Source organism: Streptomyces sp. NPDC021622 (assembly GCF_040640795.1).
Lineage (GTDB): Bacteria > Actinomycetota > Actinomycetes > Streptomycetales > Streptomycetaceae > Streptomyces.
This window is the reverse complement of sequence record NZ_JBFACK010000001.1, coordinates 912,110-931,344: the sequence shown is the minus strand read 5'-3', so window position 1 is coordinate 931,344 and position 19,235 is coordinate 912,110. Positions and strand designations below refer to the sequence as shown.

22 protein-coding genes are annotated in these 19,235 nt (G+C 72.1%); 8 read left to right on the top strand and 14 right to left on the bottom strand.

What is annotated here, in order from left to right:
• Positions 1 to 13 precede the first annotated feature (13 nt).
• Positions 14 to 898 (bottom strand): SDR family NAD(P)-dependent oxidoreductase, encoded by an 885-nt coding sequence (locus AB0G47_RS04225; protein WP_360763797.1) that lies wholly within the window; start codon positions 896 to 898, stop codon positions 14 to 16.
• Position 899: 1 nt separating this feature from the next.
• A complete protein-coding gene (locus AB0G47_RS04220; RefSeq protein WP_360763795.1) occupies positions 900 to 1,697 on the bottom strand; it encodes an acetoacetate decarboxylase family protein in 798 nt (265 codons plus the stop codon).
• A 96-nt stretch (positions 1,698 to 1,793) separates the two neighbouring features.
• Between AB0G47_RS04220 and AB0G47_RS04215 the strand changes: the two genes are divergently transcribed.
• The 5 genes from AB0G47_RS04215 (at position 1,794) to AB0G47_RS04195 (ending at position 5,518) form a co-directional block, all read left to right on the top strand.
• The gene (locus AB0G47_RS04215; RefSeq protein ID WP_360763794.1) at positions 1,794 to 2,444 is read left to right on the top strand and encodes a TetR family transcriptional regulator; all 651 of its coding nucleotides are present in this window, start codon (positions 1,794 to 1,796) and stop codon (positions 2,442 to 2,444) included.
• A gap of 31 nt (positions 2,445 to 2,475) precedes the next feature.
• Positions 2,476 to 3,510, top strand: a complete 1,035-nt coding sequence (locus tag AB0G47_RS04210) for a DEDDh family exonuclease (RefSeq protein WP_360763792.1) — start codon at positions 2,476 to 2,478, stop codon at positions 3,508 to 3,510.
• A gap of 90 nt (positions 3,511 to 3,600) precedes the next feature.
• The gene (locus AB0G47_RS04205) at positions 3,601 to 3,834 is read left to right on the top strand and encodes a hypothetical protein (RefSeq protein WP_135331724.1); all 234 of its coding nucleotides are present in this window, start codon (positions 3,601 to 3,603) and stop codon (positions 3,832 to 3,834) included.
• A gap of 97 nt (positions 3,835 to 3,931) precedes the next feature.
• Positions 3,932 to 4,720, top strand: coding sequence for an SURF1 family protein (locus AB0G47_RS04200; protein WP_360763972.1), 789 nt, complete (start codon positions 3,932 to 3,934; stop codon positions 4,718 to 4,720).
• Positions 4,721 to 4,762: 42 nt separating this feature from the next.
• Positions 4,763 to 5,518 (top strand): SDR family oxidoreductase, encoded by a 756-nt coding sequence (locus tag AB0G47_RS04195; RefSeq protein WP_360763790.1) that lies wholly within the window; start codon positions 4,763 to 4,765, stop codon positions 5,516 to 5,518.
• A 175-nt stretch (positions 5,519 to 5,693) separates the two neighbouring features.
• Here the strand turns inward: AB0G47_RS04195 and amaP are convergent, their stop codons facing one another.
• From amaP to AB0G47_RS04170, 5 genes are read right to left on the bottom strand one after another with little or no spacing between them, the layout of a single operon-like run.
• Positions 5,694 to 6,272 (bottom strand): alkaline shock response membrane anchor protein AmaP, encoded by a 579-nt coding sequence (gene amaP, locus AB0G47_RS04190; protein WP_360763788.1) that lies wholly within the window; start codon positions 6,270 to 6,272, stop codon positions 5,694 to 5,696.
• A gap of 5 nt (positions 6,273 to 6,277) precedes the next feature.
• A complete protein-coding gene (locus AB0G47_RS04185; protein WP_360763786.1) occupies positions 6,278 to 6,961 on the bottom strand; it encodes a DUF6286 domain-containing protein in 684 nt (227 codons plus the stop codon).
• The gene (locus AB0G47_RS04180) at positions 6,958 to 7,302 is read right to left on the bottom strand and encodes an Asp23/Gls24 family envelope stress response protein (protein ID WP_266868496.1); all 345 of its coding nucleotides are present in this window, start codon (positions 7,300 to 7,302) and stop codon (positions 6,958 to 6,960) included. The genes AB0G47_RS04185 and AB0G47_RS04180 overlap by 4 nt, the downstream gene beginning before the upstream one ends.
• Positions 7,303 to 7,305: 3 nt before the next feature.
• The gene (locus AB0G47_RS04175) at positions 7,306 to 7,494 is read right to left on the bottom strand and encodes a hypothetical protein (protein ID WP_135335341.1); all 189 of its coding nucleotides are present in this window, start codon (positions 7,492 to 7,494) and stop codon (positions 7,306 to 7,308) included.
• A gap of 27 nt (positions 7,495 to 7,521) precedes the next feature.
• Positions 7,522 to 8,019: an Asp23/Gls24 family envelope stress response protein gene (locus AB0G47_RS04170; protein ID WP_360763784.1), complete on the bottom strand. Its 498-nt coding sequence runs from the start codon at positions 8,017 to 8,019 to the stop codon at positions 7,522 to 7,524.
• A gap of 89 nt (positions 8,020 to 8,108) precedes the next feature.
• Here AB0G47_RS04170 and AB0G47_RS04165 point away from each other — a divergent pair, with 89 nt between their 5' ends.
• Positions 8,109 to 8,846: a nucleopolyhedrovirus P10 family protein gene (locus AB0G47_RS04165; RefSeq protein WP_360763783.1), complete on the top strand. Its 738-nt coding sequence runs from the start codon at positions 8,109 to 8,111 to the stop codon at positions 8,844 to 8,846.
• An 81-nt stretch (positions 8,847 to 8,927) separates the two neighbouring features.
• On the opposite strand, the gene AB0G47_RS04160 is transcribed toward AB0G47_RS04165, so the two are convergent.
• The 4 genes from AB0G47_RS04160 to AB0G47_RS04145 form a co-directional block, all read right to left on the bottom strand.
• Entirely contained in the window at positions 8,928 to 9,740 is an 813-nt protein-coding gene (locus AB0G47_RS04160) for an enoyl-CoA hydratase/isomerase family protein (RefSeq protein ID WP_360763781.1), read from the bottom strand.
• Positions 9,741 to 9,908: 168 nt separating this feature from the next.
• Positions 9,909 to 10,130: a helix-turn-helix domain-containing protein gene (locus tag AB0G47_RS04155; RefSeq protein WP_055550175.1), complete on the bottom strand. Its 222-nt coding sequence runs from the start codon at positions 10,128 to 10,130 to the stop codon at positions 9,909 to 9,911.
• A gap of 381 nt (positions 10,131 to 10,511) precedes the next feature.
• A complete protein-coding gene (gene abc-f / locus AB0G47_RS04150; protein WP_266868485.1) occupies positions 10,512 to 12,110 on the bottom strand; it encodes a ribosomal protection-like ABC-F family protein in 1,599 nt (532 codons plus the stop codon).
• Positions 12,111 to 12,205: 95 nt separating this feature from the next.
• Positions 12,206 to 13,369, bottom strand: coding sequence for a hypothetical protein (locus AB0G47_RS04145; protein ID WP_360763780.1), 1,164 nt, complete (start codon positions 13,367 to 13,369; stop codon positions 12,206 to 12,208).
• A gap of 288 nt (positions 13,370 to 13,657) precedes the next feature.
• Here AB0G47_RS04145 and AB0G47_RS04140 point away from each other — a divergent pair, with 288 nt between their 5' ends.
• Positions 13,658 to 14,548 carry a neutral zinc metallopeptidase gene (locus AB0G47_RS04140; protein WP_360763778.1) on the top strand — a complete coding sequence of 297 codons (891 nt, stop codon included), beginning with the start codon at positions 13,658 to 13,660 and terminating at the stop codon, positions 14,546 to 14,548.
• A 13-nt stretch (positions 14,549 to 14,561) separates the two neighbouring features.
• Here AB0G47_RS04140 and AB0G47_RS04135 read toward each other — a convergent pair whose 3' ends face one another.
• From AB0G47_RS04135 to AB0G47_RS04125, 3 genes are all read right to left on the bottom strand, one after another.
• Positions 14,562 to 16,001 (bottom strand): hypothetical protein, encoded by a 1,440-nt coding sequence (locus tag AB0G47_RS04135; RefSeq protein WP_360763776.1) that lies wholly within the window; start codon positions 15,999 to 16,001, stop codon positions 14,562 to 14,564.
• Positions 16,002 to 16,089: 88 nt separating this feature from the next.
• The gene (locus AB0G47_RS04130) at positions 16,090 to 17,226 is read right to left on the bottom strand and encodes a hypothetical protein (protein WP_360763774.1); all 1,137 of its coding nucleotides are present in this window, start codon (positions 17,224 to 17,226) and stop codon (positions 16,090 to 16,092) included.
• A 395-nt stretch (positions 17,227 to 17,621) separates the two neighbouring features.
• Positions 17,622 to 18,284, bottom strand: a complete 663-nt coding sequence (locus AB0G47_RS04125; protein WP_360763773.1) for a class II aldolase/adducin family protein — start codon at positions 18,282 to 18,284, stop codon at positions 17,622 to 17,624.
• Positions 18,285 to 18,461: 177 nt separating this feature from the next.
• Here AB0G47_RS04125 and AB0G47_RS04120 point away from each other — a divergent pair, with 177 nt between their 5' ends.
• The gene (locus tag AB0G47_RS04120; protein ID WP_360763771.1) at positions 18,462 to 19,202 is read left to right on the top strand and encodes a lysozyme; all 741 of its coding nucleotides are present in this window, start codon (positions 18,462 to 18,464) and stop codon (positions 19,200 to 19,202) included.
• Positions 19,203 to 19,235 lie beyond the last annotated feature (33 nt).

Genomic DNA, 19,235 nt, shown 5'->3' with positions numbered 1-19,235 from the left:
GGTGGCACTCCCTTCAGTCCAGGATGAAGTTCTCGAGGTACGCCGGGTCGGCGCGGTCCAGCATCGACCGCGACCTGGCCTTGATCTGCCGGTCGCTGTGCTCGCTCTCCGGAAGCAGCCAGAAGCGGCCGGCCGCGATGCCCTGCGCCACGAAGTCCGCGACCTGCTCGACGGGCGTGAACTCCACTTCCTGGCCCGCCTCCTTCATCGCCGCCTCCCACTGGTCGAGGCTGCGGTAAGGGGTCCTGCGGGGGCGGGACTTGGCGTACCGGTCGGGGCGGTTGCGGTGCGACTCCCAGAGGCCGGTGCGCAGCATGTGCGGCCCCGGGAAGAGCACGGAGGCGCCCACGCGCGCGTGCTCCGCCTTCAGATGGGCGTACAGCGACTCGGTCATCGTCACCACGGCCGCCTTGGTGACCGCGTACACGGATGCGGTGGGCAGCGGCGCGATGCCGCCGTCGCCGGATGAGGTGTTGACGACATGGCCGGGCTCGCCGCCCGCGATCATGCGGGGCACGAAGGCCTGGATGCCGTGGAAGACGCCCCACACGTTGACCTCGAAGGCCCACTTCCAGTCGTTCGGCTCGTGCTCCCACATGCGGCCCTCGGCGCCCGAGCCGACACCCGCGTTGTTGCACAGCACATGGACGGCGCCGAAGGTCTCGTACGCCGCGTCGGCGAGGGCGAAGACCTGCTCGCGCGAGCCGACGTCGACCACGCGCGCGTGCACGCTCGCCCCGTCCTCGCGCAGCCCGGCCGCCGCCTTCTCCAAGGCACCCTCCTCGACGTCGGCGAGGACCACCTTCAGGCCTTGTGCCGCGAACCGCCGCGCCATGGCGAGGCCGATGCCGCTCGCCGCGCCCGTGACGACGGCGACCTGCCCTTCGCGCAACTCCATCTCAGACGCTCCCATCGGGCGGGCCGTCGAGGATCTGCTGCGGGTCGTCGTAACGCTGGTGGATGTAGGGCAGCAGGGCCTGCGCGCTGACCCGCTCGACGACGCGGCCCTTCTGGTCGGTGGTCTTCTCGCCGATGGTGATCTCGACGACCGCGCGCACGGGGAGGTCCGCGATCGGGTCGTACATCGACTCGCGCAGCACGATGTCGCCGGTGATGCCCTCCAGCTTGCGGACCTTCTCGTTGCGCACGCAGTGCACGAGCACCGGGTCCGCGTCGAAGCCCGAACCGTCAACGCCGGGAAGGAACTTGAAGTAGAAGTCGGTCTTCTGGGCCGGCTCCGGGAGCGGCAGCGGGCCGCTGACCGCGCCGCGCACCTCGACGAAGGCGATGCCGTGCCGGGCGAGCCGGGCGCCGACGACCAGGCCGTCGCGCTCCACCTCCACCTCGCCGAGCTTCTTCGGCTCCCCGAAGACCTCGCGCCCGCCGATCAGGGCCCGCTCGTGGGTCATCGGCATGACGAGCGGATACCAGCCCTCCACTCCCCCGTGCTCGGCGGCCACCGCCACCGAGCCCGCGCCCAGCGGATAGCCCGGCAGGTCGACCTTGCTGATGTTGGCCCGCACCAGGGGCCGGTGCGTGGGCTTGAGCGGTGGCGGAAGGACCGCCGCCACCGCGTCCGGGTCGCTCTCCCAGACGGCCACCACACCGGTCGACCAGATGTCGGGGAGCTTCGAGCTCGCGGTGCGCGCCGCGGCGATCTCCGCCTCGGTGCGCGCTCCGTACCGTACGCGTGCCATGTCGTACCACCCTTCGTCAGCGCGGGACTCGGGCCCGCGACGGGGACTTGCGGGAGGTCTTGCGGGAGGTTCTGTAACACAGTTACAACAGGAGCCGTGAAGAGTGAAGAGCCGCGTCACGAAGGAACGCGCACGCATCTCAACCGGGAGCAGGTGCTCGCCACGGCGGCCGCGCTCGTGAAACAGCACGGCCCGCAGGGCCTGACGATGCGCAAGCTCGCCGCCGAGCTCGGCACCGCCGTCACCTCGATCTACTGGCACGTGGGCAACCGCGAGTCGCTCCTGGACGCGCTGGTCGAGCGCACCGTCGCCGACCTGCGCGAGATCCGGCCCTCCGGAAAGACCCCGGACCGGCGCATCGTCTCCGTGGCGCGCGCCCTGCGCCGCGAGCTGCGCGACCATCCGCACCTCGTCGCGATGGTCCACGAACGGGGCCTCACCGAGCGGATGTTCCTGCCCGCACAGCGGGTCCTGGTGCACGAGGTGCACGCGGCGGGACTGCGCGGCGCACGCGCGGCCGCCGCCGTGCGCGCCGTCCAGGTCCATGTCGTCGGCCACGTCCTGGTCGAGCGCAACCGCGAACGGGCGCCGGTGCAGCGGCCCGGCGAGGAGGAGCTGTGGACGGTGGAGACCGCCGAGGACGATCCCGAACTCGCCCGCGCGCTCGCCGCAGCCGTCGACCCGGAGGCCTTGTTCACGGCATCCGTGCGCGCGCTGGTGGCCGGACTGCTCGGACCGGGGACCTGACTGTCAGTCGTGGCCCGTATCCTCAGGGACCATGCTCGAAGACCAGACGACCGCAGCGTCCGCAGCCCCCTGGCCGGCCGCGTATCCCTCCGGATACGCGGTCGTCGACGTGGAGACCACAGGGCTGGCCCGCGACGACCGCATAGTGTCGGCTGCCGTCTACCGGGTGGACGCCCAGGGCGAGGTGGAGGACCACTGGTACACGCTGGTCAACCCGCAGCGCGATCCGGGCCCCGTCTGGATCCACGGACTCACCAGCACGATGCTCGCCGACGCACCGCTCTTCAAGGACATCGCCGACGAGTTCGCCGCGCGCCTGGCGGACCGCGTCCTGGTCGCGCACAACGCCGTCTTCGACTGGTCGATGATCGCCAGGGAGTACGCACGCGCGGAGCGCACCGCCCCGGTGCGCCAGCGCCTGTGCACGATCGCCCTCTCCAAGGAGCTGCGACTCCCGCTGCCCAACCACAAGCTGGAGTCGCTCGCCGCGCACTTCGGGGTCGAGCAGCGCAACGCGCACAACGCGCTCGACGACGCGCGCGTGCTCGCCGAGGCCTTCCGGCCGAGCCTGCGGGCCGCGGCGAGCGAAGGGGTGCGGCTGCCGCTCCTCGAGTGCCGTCCGCTCACCGAATGGTCCGACGGCGCGGCGCGCATCGTCCGCCAGCCGACAGGACCGGGCTCCGCATCCTCGCCATCCTCGTCATCCTCTTCGTACTCCTCGTATTCCTCGTACGGCCAAGGGAGTTGGCGCCCCTCACGCAAGCGGCCCGCCTGCCCCTACCCCAACCCGGGGCGGTACGAACCGGGCAAACCGCTCCAGCAGGGCATGCGTGTCGCGTTCTCCGGGGACACCTCGACCGAGCGCGAGCTGCTGGAGGACCGCGCGGTGGAGGCCGGACTGCACATCGCGACGAGCGTGTCGCGGCTGACCAGCGTGCTCGTCACGAACGACCCGGATTCGGGCACGTCCAAGACCACCAAGGCGCGGGCGTTCGGCACCCCGGTCATCGACGAGGCGGCCTTCGGCCAGCTCCTCCAGGACGTCGCTCCGGCGGCGGAGGGCTGAGCCGACGGGCGGGTGTCAGACGGGTGATTGTCGCGCCGCGCCCCGCCTGCCCGCTCGCATGCGGGCGCCGCGCGTCCCACCCTGTGGCGCATGGCACGTTGCGAGGTCTGCGGAAACGACTACGGCATGTCCTTCGAAGTTCATGCCCAAGGGGCAGTACACGTCTTCGACTGCTTCTCCTGCGCCATTCACCGCATGGCGCCCATCTGTGAGCACTGCCGGTGCCGGATCATCGGCCAGGGCGTGGAGGCCGACGGGCAGTGGTACTGCGGTGCGCACTGCTCGCGGGCGGAGGGGCAGGTGGGCATCGTCGACAGGGTGTGACCCGGCCCCCTCCGCTGCGGCCCCCACAGCCCTCCGCGGCTCCGTTCCGGAGTACCCCACTCCCGTGCACCCCACGACCGAGTTGTACCGTCGTGGGGTGTACCGCTTCCTGTTGACCCGGCAGTGGGTGATCCTCACCCTCGTCGCCCTCGTCCTCATCCCCACGATGATCGAGCTGGGCTTCTGGCAGCTGCACCGCCACGAGCACCGCGTCGCACAGAACGCGCAGATCTCCAAGGCACTGGACGCGAAGCCCGTCCCGGCCGAGCGGCTCACGTCCCCCGGCCACGCCGTCTCGCACGACGAGCGCTACCGGCGGGTGAGCGCGAAGGGCACGTACGACACCGAGCACGAGGTCGTCGTGCGGCGCCGCACGAACTCCGACGAGGAGATCGGCTTCCACGTCCTGACGCCGTTCGTCCTCGACGACGGCAAGGTGCTCCTCGTCAACCGGGGCTGGATCCCGGCGAACGGGCCGCAGACCGTCTTCCCGAAGGTTCCCCCGGCACCCAAGGGCGAGCTGACCGTCACCGGCCGGCTCATGGCCGACGAGACGTCCGCGAAGAGCGGCATCAAGGACCTCCAGGGTCTTCCGGACCGTCAGATCATGCTGATCAGCAGCGGGCAGCAGGCACACACCCTCGGCAAGCAGGTCCTCGGCGGCTACATCGAACTGACCTCGCCGGAGCCCGCGTCCGGCACCCCCCAGCCGATCGGCGAGCCCGAGCACGGCGACATCGGCCCGCACATGGCGTACGCGGTCCAGTGGTGGCTGTTCTGCGCGGGCGTCCCCATCGGCTGGGTGATCCTGGTCCGCCGCGAAGTGCGGGACCGCGCGGCGGCGGCCGCGGAGTCCACGCCGGAGGCGACGCCCGCGGCGGTGTGACGGGCCTCGCGTTCCCCGGCCGTGACGCGGCAGGATAGGGCCATGGATCTTGGACTGAAGGACCGTGTCTACGTCATCACCGGCGCCACCCGGGGCCTGGGCAACGCCGCCGCGCGTGAGCTGATCGCGGACGGCGCGAAGGTACTCATCACCGGGCGGGACGAGAAGACCGTCGCCGAAGCCGCGGACGCGCTGGGCCCCGACGCGGCCGGCATCGCGGCGGACAACGGCGACCCTGCCGTCGCCGGGCGGCTGATCGATGCCGCGCGGGAGCGGTTCGGGCGGTTCGACGGAGTGCTGATCAGCGTCGGGGGTCCTGCGCCGGGGTTCGCCGCCGACAACACGGACGAGCAGTGGGAGTCGGCGTTCGAGTCCGTCTTCCTCGGGGCGGTGCGGCTTGCGCGGGCGGCCGCGGCCGAGCTCGGTGAGGGGGGTGTCATCGGCTTCGTCCTCTCCGCGTCCGTGCACGAGCCGATTCCGGGTCTGACGATCTCCAATGGGCTCCGGCCGGGGCTTGCCGGCTTCGCCAAGTCGCTCGCCGACGAGCTCGGGCCGCGGGGCATTCGCGTCGTCGGACTCCTGCCGGCCCGTATCGACACGGATCGGGTGCGGGAGCTGGACGGGCTCTCGGCGGATCCCGAGGCGACGCGGGCGGCGAGCGAGTCCCGCATCCCGCTGCGCCGCTATGGCACCCCCCAGGAGTTCGGCCGTGCGGCCGCGTTCTTCCTCTCCCCTGCCGCGTCCTATCTGACGGGGGTCATGCTGCCGGTGGATGGTGGGGCGCGGCGGGGGTTCTAGGCGGTTCCTTTTCCCCAACCCCACCCCTTCCCGAAACTTTCCGGCTGCGCCGGCCGCGAGGTGGCCGTGGATCACCGCCTCCGGCGAGTTCGTCCTCAAACGCCGGACGGGCTGAAAGACCTGCTGCCGGGCAATCGGGTGGGCGGGCGGGAAAGCTTTCGCCGCGAAGCGGCGGTCAGCTCACCCGCTCCGCCCGGTGCTTGACCGCCCTCAGCTGCACGACCGCCGGCAGCTTCGCCAAGCCCGCGGAGTCGCGCGCATGCGCCAGCGCCTCCGCCGAGAGGCGGTGGAGCGCCTCGCCCGGCGTGGCGTGCGGCTCCAGGAGGAGGGACACCCGCGCCTCGGGGGCGTTGCGGCGGCCCGTCAGGGAGACCGCGGCCCGCTGCACACCCTCCAGCGACTCGGCCTCGCCCGCGAGTACGTTCTCCAGGGCCCGCCCCCGCAGCAGCGCCCCCTCCCCGTCCCCGGTCTCCACAAGCACCTCCGCCAGCCTCCGCCGCCGCAACTGCGCGGCGAGCCACCACAGGGCGAGCAGCACGCACACCGCGAGCACGCCGATGACCGTGGGCCAGAACCAGCCGTCGTCCCGCCACCGCTCCCGGTCCGCGTCGCTGAGCAGGACATCGCGCTTCCCGTCGTGCACCCACCACGAGGGCGGGCTCGCGCCGAGGCCGATGGCCAGCACCGAACCGCCGAGCACCAGCAGGACGAGGCCCAGCAGACCGAGCACCACACGGTTGACCGTCTTCAGCATCGAGTTCAGCCCTTCCTGCCCGGCCGTGCGACGCGCACCGAGAGCGCGGGACCGCGGCCGAGGCCCAGGTCCTTGATGCCGTCGGCCAGCGTGGCGTCCAAGTCGCCGCGTACGTCGTCAAGTTCGCGGAAGTGCGAGACCGCATGGACGTCCACCTTGGAGCGCGTCATGCGGACCCGCACCGACTGCACCCCGGAAACGTCCATGGCCCGGTCCCGCAGCACCATCGCCGCGGCCCCGCGGTCGAGACCGGCCCGTACGTCGGCGTCATCGCGCCGCATGGCGAGCACGGCCCGCAGCCCCGGCGTCGCGGCGAGCACGATCAGCCACACCCCGGCGGCCGCCGCGACCCCCGCGCCGGCAAGCACCGACGTACTGTCCAGCGGCCGCTCGGCCAGCTCATGGGCGAGTTCGCGCCGCCACGTCATCGCCGAGTGCCCGGCGCGCACGGCCGCGATGTCGTACAGCAGAAGCCCCGCACCGCCGAGGACCAGCAGCGCGAGGACGGCGGCGGGAACGCGCCGGGGGGACCAGAAGCGGGGCGCCTTGGTGTCGTCGGGCAGCGTGGGAGGCGGATCGTAGGAGGCCGCGGACGCCGACTGGTCGAGATCGCTGTCGGCCCGCTCGATGACCGGCACCGGCTGTGTGCGACCACCGCCCTCGCCCTCCGGCCCCTCGGTCTCACTCATCGCGTCCTCCCCCGCGCCGCGGCGCGCACCTGTGCCGAGTGCAGCCGCTCGACCTGGACCGCGACCTCGGGCACTTCCATCCCCGCCAACGCCTTTACCCGCTCGGCGACTCGGCGACGCACCGCACCGCACTGCGCGCCGATGTCCGAGGGGTAGTCCAGTTCCACGCTGATGCGCACGCGCGCCACATCATGGCGCACGGTGACCGTCGCGTGCGGCGGCGAGCCGTCGGCGGGGACCGTGCCCAGCGCCTCGCGCGCCGCCCGCGCTGCGATCTTCGCGACGACCCGGTCGGCGATCCGGGTCGCGCCGCGCCACCCTGGAGCGACCTGTGCCGCCACGGCTCACCGCCGCCGGTCGTCGCCACGGGTACGGAAGAAGTCGCCCGGGTCGAGGTCGCCCTCGAGGAACCGGCCGGCGACAAAACCTATGGCGCCCAGGGCCGCCACCAGAAGGAACGCCCCGAACCCGCCGAAGTACCCGGCGAAGCCGAGCGCCATTCCGGCCACCATGCCGATCACGGCCATGCTCATCGCGCGCTCCTCAACAAGCCGACTGGGTCACTGAAGGCGGCCTTGCGGCTCATCGTCTTCCTCGTCCGGCAGCTTCACATCGCTCACCGCGATGTTGACCTCGACGACCTCAAGGCCGGTCATGCGCTCGACCGCGCCGATGACGTTCTCCCGTACGGCGTGGGCGACATCGGCGATCGAGACCCCGTACTCGACGACGATCTCCAGGTCGAGCGCCGTCTGCACCTCGCCGACCTCGGCCTTCACGCCGCGCGACACGGACTTGGAGCCGCCTGGCACCCGGTCGCGTACGGCGCCGAAGGTCCGGGCGAGGCCGCCGCCCATCGCGTGCACGCCGACGACGTCGCGGGCCGCGAGCCCGGCGATCTTCTCGACCACGCCGTCCGCGATGGTGGTGCGTCCCCTGGTCGCGGGATCTCCGCCGCCGCGCCTGGTCGCGCCTGCCTTCCCCGCCGCCTCGCCCGAGGGTTCCTTCTCCAGGTTCTCCTGGGGCCGCTGCCGCTGCCGCTGTCCGGTGTCGGTCATCGCCGTCCCTTTCGAAAGGGGATGTGCTCCTTCGCCCACACTAAGTGCGGTTGCGCCGTCGCGCGCCAGGGATGCGGCAGGCTGGGGCAATGACCGGTGACGGGTGGACTGAGGCAGTGCGGCGGCAACTCGGCCTGGGGCGGGTGCTGCCGCTCGGCGGACCGGGCGACGGCGTCTGGGTGACGGAGTCGGCGGCGGGCGCGGTGCTGCGCCGTGCGGCACAGAGGGTGAGCGGTGTGCGGCTCGGCGGCCTGCGGGTGGGACTGGCCGATCCTTCGGACGCATACGTCGCTTCGGTGCCCGCGCCGCCGAGCGCGCTGCCGCCGGGTCCGCTGCGGATCACGGCGGAGTTCGCGGCCGCCGCGACCGAGCCTCTGCCGGCGGCGGCAGCCCGGCTGCGCGAGGCGCTGTTCACGGCGGCCGCTGACCGGCTCGGCCTGGTGGTCGAGGAGGTGGACCTCGACGTGACGGCCCTGCTGGACGAGGGCGAGGCCCCCGCAGCCGACTCCCCCGACCAGGAGCAGCCACCGGCCGAGTCCAAGCCGCCGTCCGGCAGCGGAGACGAGGCTCAAGTGGCCGCGGCGGCCCTGGACGTGCCCGGCGTGCGCAGGCTGACCGGCGCGCTCGGCGGACTCGGCCGCGCGGTACACATCGAGGAGTCACCCGCGGCGCAAGCGGCCCTGCCGCGCCGCCACGCGCGCGTAGAACTGGCAACGGCCCACGAGCACCGCGCCCTGGACGTGGCACTGGCGGTCCGGACAGCGGTCGGTGACGCACTCCCGGACCACCCTTCGGTGGCGGTGCTGATCACAGCCGTCGAGGACTGACCCGCCCCGAAGGGGCGCGGGGAACTGCGCGCCCAGCCACAAACACACCCGCAGACGGAATCCGCCCCGCCCAGCGGAGCGTCAGTCGCCGAGCCCCGCAAGGTCCCGCAACCGCCGCCCCTGCGCGGCCCGCTCGGCGGTGCGCTGCTCCTCGTACGTACGACCGGAGACGCCCTGCAGCAGCGTCTTGGTCTCGATGACCGCGTCGCGCGGCGCGGCGAGCAGCGCGGCCGCCAGGTCGCTCACGGACGCGTCGAGCTGGTCCGCGGGCACGACAAGGTTGGCGAGGCCGACGCGCTCGGCCTCGGCCGCCTGGACGAACCGCCCGGTGGCGCAGATCTCCAGCGCGCGGGCATAGCCGACAAGACCCACGAGGGGGTGCGTGCCGGTGAGGTCGGGCACCAGGCCAAGGCTGGTCTCGCGCATGGCGAACTGCACGTCGTCCGCGACGATCCGCAGGTCACAGGCGAGCGCGAGCTGGAAGCCCGCACCGATGGCATGCCCCTGGACGGCGGCGATGGACACGATGTCGCTGCGCCGCCACCAGGTGAACGCCTCCTGGTACTCGGCGATGGTGGCGTCGAGGACGCCGTCGTCGCCGCGCGCGAGGTCGATGAAGGACGGCTCACCGTCGAAGCCCTCGGGCGTGAACGCCTGGCGGTCGAGGCCCGCAGAGAAGGACTTGCCCTCACCTCGGAGCACCACGACGCGGACGCTGCCCGGCAACATCCGGCCTGCCTCGGCCAACGCCCTCCACAGCGCGGGAGATTGGGCGTTGCGCTTGGCCGGGTTGGCCAGCGTCACCGTGGCTACGGCCTCGTCGACAGTCAGGCATACGCCGTCCTTGTCGAGTACCGGTGCGGGTCCGCCGAGTTCACTGCCGGGCGAAACCATGGGGGCCTCCGATGGTGGTGTGCGGTCGGTGCGGGCACACGCGTGCGCCCGTAAGTGACTGCACAGTAACCACCCGGCCGATCAGGGGTCACCCCCAGGTCCCTTAAGGCACCTGGGGGACGATCGGCCCGGTGGCCACCGTCGAAGCCGGTGAACAGCCCGCCGCCGTCAGCCGGCCGCGGCCTTCTTGCCTCGCGTCGCCCCGCCGCGTCCCCGCAGCGTGACGCCGGATTCGCTGAGCATGCGGTGCACAAAGCCGTACGAACGGCCGGTCTCCTCGGCCAACGCCCGGATGCTCGCACCGCCGTCGTACTTCTTCTTCAGGTCTGCCGCGAGCTTGTCGCGCGCGGCGCCGGTTACCCGGCTGCCCTTCTTCAGAGTCTCGGCCACCCGTGCCTCCTCATGGGAAGTGCGCTCTGGACTTCTCATGATCACCCCTCCCGGGCTTCCTGGCCACCCATTCGGCAAGGTCCGTACGACAAGGTTTGCCGCTCAAGAACGGGCCACCATGAGCGGAATTAATGATTCCGCGCATCAAATTCCGTACAGCCGAATGGGTTGTCGAGCGAAGTGCCAGGTCAGCGCGGTGGCGGGCGAGAACCGCGGTCAGCGCCCGCCACACAAGGGAAATCCGTGTATCCCACACCTCGGTACGAGGCGGCCTCACACAGATGAAGGATCACGGCTCGGCCGAATGATCCATACGTAGTGGATCAGTTATTCGATCAACCAAAGTGGACCCCTCAGGCGAGGCCCGTGGGTCAGGAGAGATCAGGCGAGTGCGACCAGATCCGCGTAGTCCTGGCCCCACAGGTCCTCGACGCCGTCGGGCAGCAGGATGATCCGCTCCGGCTGGAGGGCGTCCACCGCGCCCTCGTCGTGGGTGACGAGGACGACCGCGCCCTTGTACGTGCGCAGGGCGCCGAGGATCTCCTCGCGGCTTGCCGGGTCGAGGTTGTTGGTGGGCTCGTCGAGGAGCAGGACGTTGGCGGAGGAGACGACCAGGGTCGCGAGCGCGAGCCGGGTCTTCTCGCCGCCGGAGAGGACACCGGCCGGCTTGTCGACGTCGTCCCCGGAGAAGAGGAACGAGCCGAGCGTCTTGCGCACCTGGACGAGGTCGAGGTCCGGGGCGGCCGAGCGCATGTTCTCCAGGACCGTGCGCTCCGGGTCGAGGGTCTCGTGCTCCTGGGCGTAGTAGCCGAGCTTGAGGCCGTGGCCCTCTATGACCTGTCCGGTGTCGGGCTTCTCGGCGCCGCCGAGAAGCCGGAGCAGGGTGGTCTTGCCCGCGCCGTTCAGACCCAGGATGACGACGCGGGATCCCTTGTCGATGGCGAGGTCGACATCGGTGAAGATCTCCAGCGAGCCGTACGACTTCGAAAGGCCCTCCGCCATCAGCGGCGTCTTGCCGCACGGCGAGGGGTCCGGGAAGCGCAGCTTGGCGACCTTGTCGCTCTGGCGCACCTCCTCCAGGCCCGCGAGGAGCTTGTCGGCACGCTTGGCCATGTTCTGCGCGGCGACGGTCTTGGTGGCCTTGGCCCGCATCTTGTCTGCCTGCGAGTGGAGCTGGGAGGCCTTCTTCTCGGCGTTCTGACGCTCGCGCTTGCGGCGCTTCTCGTCGGACTCGCGCTGCTGCTGGTAGAGCTTCCAGCCCATGTTGTAGACGTCGATCTGGGTGCGGTTGGCGTCCAGATAGAAGACCTTGTTGACGACCGTCTCGACGAGGTCGACGTCGTGGGAGATCACGATGAAGCCGCCGCGGTACGTCTTCAGGTAGTCCCGCAGCCAGACGATGGAGTCGGCGTCGAGGTGGTTCGTGGGCTCGTCGAGGAGGAGCGTGTCGGCGTCCGAGAAGAGGATCCGGGCCAGCTCGATACGGCGGCGCTGACCACCGGAGAGCGTGTGCAGGGGCTGGCCGAGCACCCGGTCGGGGAGGTTGAGCGCGGCGGCGATGGTGGCGGCCTCGGCCTCGGCGGCGTACCCGCCCTTGGTGAGGAACTCCGTCTCCTGGCGTTCGTACTGCCGCATCGCCTTGTCGCGGGTGGCGCCCGAGCCGCTGGCGATGCGCTGTTCGTTCTCGCGCATCTTGCGGATGAGTACGTCGAGTCCGCGGGCGGAGAGGATGCGGTCGCGGGCCAGCACGTCGAGGTCGCCGGTGCGGGGGTCCTGCGGGAGGTAGCCGACCTCTCCGGAGCGGCTGATGGTGCCGCCGGCCGGGATGCCCTCGCCGGCCAGGCACTTGGTGAGCGTGGTCTTGCCCGCGCCGTTGCGGCCCACCAGACCGATGCGGTCGCCCTTGGCGATGCGGAAGGTGGCGTTCTCGATGAGGATGCGGGCGCCGGCGCGCAGCTCGATGCCGGAAGCGGTGATCACGGACAGACTCCAGGGCAGGGGGAAGGACGGCGGAAGGGTTGATGGAGGGCGATCACGCCGTCTAATGCACGAGGAGAATGGCCATGACGGCAATTCTACCGGGGCCGCGCAAACACTTTTTCTGCCCGGTTCGGTACGCCGTCGGGGGCGGCCCCCGGCAGCTCGTTGCCCAGCGGGGTGCGGCGCGGCACGATCCGGCCGAGGTCGTCCACCGCGATCAGCTGTGAGGTCCACGAGGTGGCGGCGTCACCGCAGGGCTGGGCCACCAGGAGGGCCGCGCGGTGGCGTACGGAGCGGGCGGGCTCGAAGGCGCAGCCGCCGCGGGCGGGCAGCACCCAGCGCAGGTCGCCGTCGGCGGTGCGGTAGGCGGCGATGCGGTGCGGGGTGACGACCGCGATCATGCGGCCGTGCGGGTCGAGCGGCTGCAGGACTCCGGCGGCGCCGCGGGCGGCGGGGGTGCGCAGCCAGGAGGCGCTGCCGGGGATGGCGCGGTGCCAGCGGACGGCGCTGCCGTCGGCGCGTGCGGTGTCGGTGACCAGGCCGTCGCTCCAGAGCGCTACGGCGTGGCCGGGGGCGGGGAGCAGCGCGAGCGGGCGGTGTCCGGCGCGGCCGTAGGTCCAGCGGGCGCGGCCGGTCGCCGGGTCGTACGCCTCGACGGTCAGCCCCTTCGTGCGGAGCTCGGGGGCGGCGCTGCCGGCGGCCACGCGCGCGTGGACGGTGATGTGGTCTCCGTAGGGGGCCGGGCGCGAGTGGTGGGCGGCGGTGATCAGCGGGAGGGCGAGGAGAGCAAGGGCCACCGGGAGCGCGAGCCGGGAGCCGCGGCGGGCGGACGACGCCTGCGGTTCGGTCGACTGCGGTTCGGCCGCCTGCGGTGCAGTCGCCCGCGGTGAAGTCGCTTGCGGTCCGGTCGACCGCGATCCCATCGCCTGCAGTCCGGCCGCCTGCAGTCCGGTCGCCCGCGGTCCGGCCGCCTGCAGTTCGGTCGCCCGTGATCCCGTCGGCCGCGGTCCGGCCGCCAGCAGTCCGGTCGCCTGCAGTCCGGTCGCCTGCAGTCCGGTCGCCTGCAGTCCGGCCGCCCGCGGTTCGGTCGCCCGTGATCCCGTCGGCCGCGGTCCGGCCGCCAGCGGTCCGGCCGCCAGCGATCCCGTCGCCCGCGGTCCGGCCGCCCGTGATCCCGTCGGCCGCGGTCCGGCCGCCTGCCGTTCGGTCGGCTCGATCGGCGCGACGGTCATGACGCGCCCCTTGCGTACCCACGTCACGACCCGCCCCTTTGGTACCCACCTCACGACGCGCCCCTTTGGTACCCATGCCCTGCCGATGCTCACGGCCCATTCCCGGCCGATGGCCACGGAACAGGCGCAGAGCGTAGCGGCGGCGGCATCGATCGCCCCCGCCGTCCGGCGCGCCACTCGGCGGGCGTCCCCCGTTCGGCCCCCCGTCCGGCGCCGCGTGGAGAGCGGCATATCAGGATGAAGATTGAAGGTGCCGAATGGTTGGCGCGGGACTGCGGACGGCGCCCCGGATGCGAGGCAGAGGGTGGTGCGCCCGTGCAGTTCGACGACGACGCCGATCTGGACACGTCCGAGGTGCAGGACGTGCGGGGCAGCCGGATTCCCGGCGGCAAGGCGACGGTCGGCGGCGGCATCGCGGGCCTGATCGCGCTGGTCCTCGGGCTGCTCTTCGGGGTCGGCCCCGACCAGCTCGGCCTCTCGTCGGGCGACGAGGAGCCCGCCGCATCGTCCTCGTCCGTGGCGCAGGTGCAGCAGAACTGCCGTACGGGACAGGACGCGAACACCAAGGAGGACTGCCGGATCGTGGCGGTGGTCAACAGCCTGCAGGACTACTGGCGTCCGGAGTTCCAGCTCAGGGGCGGGACCTACTCCCCCGCGCAGACCGTCCTGTTCGGCGGCCGGGTAGGCACCGCGTGCGGCGCCGCGTCATCGGCGGTCGGCCCCTTCTACTGCCCCGGCGACCGGAAGGTCTATCTGGACCTGGGGTTCTTCGACGAGCTGCGGACCGAGTTCGGCTCCAGCGGCGGCCCCTTCGCGCAGGCGTACGTCGTGGCGCACGAGTACGGGCACCACGTACAGAACCTCATGGGGACGCTGCAGCGCTCCCAGGACGGGCGCACCGGGCAGAACAGCAACGCGGTGAAGGTCGAGCTGCAGGCCGACTGCTATGCCGGGGTGTGGGCACGGCACGCGACCCGCACCCCCGACGACCGGACGGGCAGACCGCTGATCACCAGTCTCACCGGGGCGGACATCCGCGAGGGCCTGGACGCCGCGGCCGCGGTCGGCGACGACCGCATCCAGGAGAGGTTCCAGGGCCGGGTCACCCCCGAGACCTGGACGCACGGCTCGGCCGAGCAGCGGCAGCGGTGGTTCTACGAGGGCTACCGCACCGGCGACATGGGACGGTGCAACACCTTCCGGTGAGCCGGATGGGCCGCTACACCCCTCCGGTGTGCACCTGGAAGGCAGCCCGGCGGACGGCCTTCGCGAGCGCCGGGTCGGGGTGCGCGGCGGCGAGCGCGACCAGGACCTGGACGGTGCGGGGGTGGCCGATCCGGCGCACCTCGTCCAGGAGCGCGGGCACCGTGGGCTGGACCGCGGACTCCAGGTGGCGGATGAGCAGATGGGTCTCGCCGTGGTCGGCGACGGCCGCGGCGGTGTCGACCCACAGCCACGTCGACTCGTCACGGGTCAGGACCAGGTGGACGTCCTCGGGGTCGGCGCCCTCCTGCTCGGCCAGCCAGATCAGGGCGTACGGCCGCAGCGAGGTCTCGTCCACGACGGCCCGCACCTCGGCCTCGGCCGGGGCGCCGACCACCCGCAGGGCCTCGAAGGCGAGGCCGCGCAGCAGGGCGTCCTCGCCACGTGCGGCCTCCAGGAGCTCGGTGACGGCGCTGCCGACGGGGCGCGCGGCGAGCCAGGCGCGGTACTCGGAGCGGGCCGCTTTGGGGCGAAGGCGTGCGCAGCCGCGCAGCATGTCGGCGGCCGCCTGCTCGATGTTCCCCGCCGGGCTCTGCGCGGCCACGCAGATCTGCTCCAGCTTGACCCAGACCGCCCAGCTGCCGAGCGGCGTGAGCGTGGCCTGCCCGTCGGCGTACGTCAGCGCGCCGACGGCGGCGAGACCGCGCAGGGCCCAGTCGAGGAGGGTGGGCAGGGAAGGGGCGTCATCGGGGTCCACCGGCTCGGGCTGCGGGCCGTAGGGGATCTCGCAGCGTTCCGTACGCAGTTCCGTGACGCGCTGGTCCAGGAGGTCAAGGAGCTGCGGCAGGGGGACGGGCCCCGCCGAGAGCTGCAGCAGCGTGAGGAGCTGCGGCATGGCCTCGACGGTCTCGGCGACGGCGGCGGGCGGCAGTTCGCGCGATGCCGCGTGTGCCAGGGACCAGGCGTCGAACAGGGCGACCCAGCCGCGCAGCACGGCGGCGTCGTCGCGGTCCCAGGCGCGCAGGCGCCAGCCGGGGCGCGCGCTGTCGCCGTGCACCTCGACGAGGCCGGCGAGCCGTGCGGTGTCCCAGTCCGCCCTGACCTGATCCGCGGTCAGGGCGAGCTCCGCGGCGGCCCGTTCGGCGGTGGCGGTGGAGAGGGTTCCTTTGCCGTCGCGCTCGCCCGCGCCACTTCCCGGGCGCAGCGACGCGTCGGCCCAGCGGGCCACCCGCACGGCGTCGGCGAGACCGGCGCGGGCCATGCGGGCCAGCTCGGCGGGGGCCGGGGTGCCCTCGGGCGGCCGGGGCGCGGGACGGCGCGAACGGGCCTCGGTCACTGCGCCGGGGGCAGTCAGGGGGCGCGCTGCGCCGCGATCCGCCGATGCTCGCCTCTCGGCCATCGGGGACTGAGCACGGACGAGTCGGAGCCTTGAGTCGCGCGGGATACGGGACGTCACGGGAGCAGTCTTCCTGTTGACGGTCCGAAAACCCAAACGGAATGACTTCGTGAGGCTCCGGAGCGCTACGTCCGGGGTGTGCGGGGTGCTACATCAGGGGCGTGAGGAAGCGCCGCAGCACCTCTTCGTAGCCCGCCGGGTCCGCGTTCCACATGGCGCCGTGGGGCGCATCCGGAACCGTGTGGAGAGTGACGAGTTCCGGGCGCTGGGCGGCCAGTTGGCGGGACAGGTACCAAGGAGCGATGACGTCGTCGGGGCCGTGGAAGAGCAGGGTCGGCACCTTGAGTACGTCGGGGTCGGCGGCCTCCAGGATGCGGTCGCCGCGCAGGCCGGTCCGCCCCTGGGCGGCGCGCACCGCGAGCGGCAGCAGAAAGCCCGGCGTGCGCCGGGCCGCGGCGAGCGCACGCAGGGTGACCTCCCAGTCGAGCACCGGGGAGTCGAGCACGAGGCCGCTGATGCGGTCGCGCAGGGCCGAGTACGCGGCGGCGTGCAGGGCCATGGCCGCGCCGGTGGACCAGCCGTGCACGATCACGTTCTCTGCGCCGTAGCGCACGGCGTAGCGGATGGCTGCGTCGAGATCGCGCCACTCGGTCTCGCCGAGGTGGCCGAGGCCGTCCGGGGAGCGGGGTGCGCCGAGGTCGCCGCGGTAGGCGAGGTCGAGGACCGGGAACTGCAGGCGGTGCAGGAAGTCCATGACGACCATGGGGTGCTCGCGGGTGGTGCCGAGGCCGTGCACGGTGATCACCCAGGTGTCGCGGGCGCCGGGCACGAACCAGGCGGGCAGGCCGCCGAGTTCTCCGGGGATGTCGACGTCCGCGTGGTCGATGTCGAGCGCGGCGTGCGGGTCGCCGATGTACACCTGCGGGGTGAGCCGGACCCGTGCGCCGGGGTCCAGGGTGCCGTGGGTGACGGCTTCCAGGCGGCGTACGACGGTGTCGGCCTCGTGCGGTGCGGAGTCGACGACCGGGCCGATCACGGCGTGGCTGCCGTCGCCGCCGAGGCCGTATCTGCCGGGGCGCAGGCTCGCGAGGGCGCGGGTCAGGGTGATCTGGCCGGCCGCCGTGGCGTGGACCGTGAGGCGGGGCTCGGTCGGCAGGGGGCGGCCTGCCGGGGCCTTGAGGGCGGCGTTGCTGGCGAAGCGGCCCGCCGCGATGGCGGCTGCGCCGGCCAGGAGGGCGGTCGCTGCGGCGGTGACGGCCGTTGCCGTCGCTTTGGCTGGGCGCACCTGTCCAGTGTCGGCGGGGTGGCTTGGTAGGGCCAGTGGGCGGGGGCCGCGGGGTGACTCCGCGGGGCTTGGCGCCTGGGGGCTCTCCCTGGTACCTCCGGGGCTCCGCCCCGGACCCCGGTGTTCGTCTGCGGACCGTGGGCCGTTTGTGCCCACCCGTTCCGCCGTGCGGAACGCCTGCCCACAAACGGGGCGGCCCGGGTGGGGAATCCGCCGGGGCGCCTGCCCGCATACGGGGCGGGCGGGGTGGGTGGGGAAGTCGCCGGAATGCCTGCCCACAAACGGGGCGGGCGCCTGGGTGGGGAAGCCGCCGGAACGCCAGGCCACAAACGGGGCGGCCCGGGTGGGTGGGCAAACCGCCGGCACACCAGGCCACAAACGGGCGGGCTGCCTGGCTAGGCGTGACCCTGCCCGTACCCCCGCAGCCGTTCCTCCGCTTCCCGTAGTTGGCTCCCCGACAACAGTGTCGGCGCGTGGCCGGGGATGGCGCTTGCCGTCAGCCAGAGGCGGCACATCCATTCCAGCTGGGCCGTGCGGTCGTATGCCTGGTCCAGGGTGTCTCCGTATGTGATGGTTCCGTGGTTCTGGAGGAGACAAGCTGTGCGCTCGCGCAGAGCGTGCAGCATGTTCTCGGCCAACTCGTCCGAGCCGTACGGCGCATACCGGGCGACGCGCGCGGGGCCGCCCATCGAGGCCGCCATGTAGTGGATCGGCGGCAGCTCCGGCAGCAGCGTGGAGACGGCCGTGGCGTGCACCGCGTGGGTGTGGACCACGGCTCCGGCGGAGGTGTTGCGGTAGATCGCGAGGTGCATCGGCAGTTCGCTGGTCGGGGCGAGGTCGCCGAAGAGCCGGGTGCCGTCGAGGTCGACGCCGACCGCGTCCCGCGGTGTGAGCCGGTCGTAGGGGACTCCGCTCGGGGTGACCAGGACCGTGCCGCCGACGCGTACGGAGACATTGCCCGACGTGCCGACCACCAGGCCGTCCGAGACGGTCCTGCGAGCCGCCGCGACGAGATCGCCCCAGGCCCGTTCCATCGCGTGCTGCCGCTGCTCGGTCATGCCGTGATCCTGCCAGCCGGGGTCGCGGCACCGCAGGGCGGAGCCGGCGGGTCCGTATCGGCGTGTATGGGCATTCATCCCCTTCTGACGATGATTGGCTGGCGATCGACCGGCATGAGGTGATCTTCCAGTAACCTCTGGGGGATTTGTCATGCACGTCGCCATCCGGGGGGAAATATGGCTCGTGATCACAAACCGTCCCGTCGTCGCGCCCGCGTCATCGCCGCCTCAGTGGCAACGCTGGCCCTGAGCGGGACCGCCCTCGCCGAGATTCCGGTTTCGGCGGCGGGCAAGCCGAGGGGCCACGACGTCTCGTCGCACCAGAAGAACGTCAACTGGCAGAAGGCCAAGAGCAAGGGCGCACGCTTCGTGTACGTGAAGGCCACCGAGTCCCACACGTACCGCAATCCCCGCTTCCAGCAGCAGTACAACGGCTCCCGCAATGCGGGCATCGTCCGCGGGGCGTACCACTTCGCCGTACCGAACAAGTCATCCGGCAAGAAGCAGGCCGCGTACTTCATGAGCCATGGCGGGCGCTGGCGGGCGGACGGCTGGACGCTGCCGCCCGCGCTCGACATCGAGCACAATCCGTACGGCAAACGCAAGTGCTACGGCCTCAGCAAGACCGGCATGGCCAACTGGATCAAGTCGTTCAGCAACGAGGTGCAGCGCCAGACGGGACGCCGTCCCGTGATCTACACGACCACCAAGTGGTGGAACAACTGCACGGGCGGCAGCCGCGCCTTCGGGGCGAATCACGCACTGTGGCTCGCACGCTGGTCGTCGACGTCGGGGACACTGCCCAAGGGGTGGTCGTACTTGACCATCTGGCAGTACGACAACGGCGGCAAGCTCCCGGGTGATCAGAATCTCTTCAACGGCTCGATGAACCAGCTGAAGAGGTTCGCCCGAGGGTAGCCAAAAAGCCCTTGGAAGCCCGGATTCCGGGCC